This window comes from Cryomorpha ignava (assembly GCF_010686655.1).
GTDB classification, from domain to species: domain Bacteria; phylum Bacteroidota; class Bacteroidia; order Flavobacteriales_D; family Cryomorphaceae; genus Cryomorpha; species Cryomorpha ignava.
In genome coordinates this window covers 1-1,551 of sequence record NZ_JAAGVY010000113.1, presented here as the reverse complement: position 1 = coordinate 1,551, position 1,551 = coordinate 1, and the positions used below count along the sequence as shown (strand labels likewise).

Annotated in this window: 1 protein-coding gene; it reads left to right on the top strand. The window is 41.2% G+C overall.

Going from position 1 to position 1,551, the window contains the following annotated elements; genetic code table 11:
* Positions 1 to 56 precede the first annotated feature (56 nt).
* On the top strand, positions 57 to 1,551 hold a 1,495-nt coding region (locus G3O08_RS20610; RefSeq protein ID WP_163287336.1), incomplete at its 3' end, for a hypothetical protein.

The following is a 1,551-nucleotide window of genomic DNA, read 5'->3' as shown; positions in this document are numbered from 1 at the left end:
TGCGGTTTTATATCCGTATCGGAAGATATTTATTCTACTTTTTAAATTCCACAATCATGAAAAAATTAAAACATTCATTATATATTCTTTTTTTTCTACTTTTTGCTACAAGCCTTGTAGCCCAACCAGACTGGCAATGGGGGCAGGAAGTGCATTTTAAACCGTGGCACATTGCGGTGGATAACTATGGAAATTCCTATGTTACCTGGACATTACAAGACCCTTACGAAATAGATGGAACTCTTTTTATTAGCAACGGATCTGCTGACGCGGCATTGACGAGTTTTGATTGCAATGGTGTTCATCGATGGACTAAAATTATTGGCGGGTCAGGTGGAGATCGAATAACTGGTTTAGGTACGGATACCTTAGGTGGTGTATATGTTACATTAAGTGTCAATGGGGTTCGTATACCGAACTATAATACAAGTTTTGCTCCCGATACAACTATAAATTCTGGTCAAAAAGGCTTACTTCTAGTGAAATATAATACGGAAGGCGATATGCTATGGTTGCGAATGCCCGAAGATACCGTTGTTTTTAACCTCCCGGATGACCTCCAAATTGGAACATCCTTTGATTTGGATGTATCACCTAATGGTGATTGTTACATTTACAGTAAGCTTTCAGAAGGTAGCTATAGCAACGGAGCCTTCGAAGCTACCTTTCCGGGAACCTTAGACGATGGTGAAGATATCTACATTTTAAAATACGACGGTGAAGGAAATTTCGCCAGTGGAGTGCATTTTGATATGTGGTATTCCGGGGCCACACTTAATAGAGGTAGTTTCAACCGGGATCACTATACAGGAAAATACTATAGGTCCGGATATCTCTCAGGTAACGATGAAGTCATTTTCGGTGGCGAGGAAGTTACCGCCAATAATTATGTCGTTCAATTTGACAGTTCAGGTTTTGTGAATTGGAATTTCATGACAGATGATGTAAAGTTTTTGGGGAAACCATCGGTTGATGAGTTTGGTAATGTTTATGTAACGGGGGGTACTTCAAACGGCAATAGCCTTGGTGACTTTACTTTTCAAAATACTTTTGGCTCCTCCGGATTTCCTGTTTTTGCAAAATTCGATTCGTTAGCAAATGTTATTTATGCTACAAATGCTTCTGTTGATGTTAATAGTGGAGGTTTTGCAACGTCCTACTCCAATATGGAAGTGGCTGTTGCTGGAAGATGGGGAAGTTTAATTTCATGGGGTGATGAGTTGATAGACAATACAAATAGTGAAAATCAAGGTTTCAATGTCTTTCTCGCTCTCTTCGACGCAGAGGGACAAGGTATGCCTGAAAGTATCCATACATTAACCAGTTCACCTATGGGTGCTGAAGAACCTTCCCTTCTCACCGCCGACACCCAAGGCAACTTTTACGTTGGGGGTCACTTCAGCGGTCAGTTGTACGTTGGTGACGGCACCCTCTACAACCAAACCGGGACTCAAGAGGGTTTTATCGCCAAGTTTGGTTCAGATTCTTGTTATTGTCCGCTGCCAGTCTCTCTTTTTACATACGACAGTATTCCCAACCAAGCTGGGTATA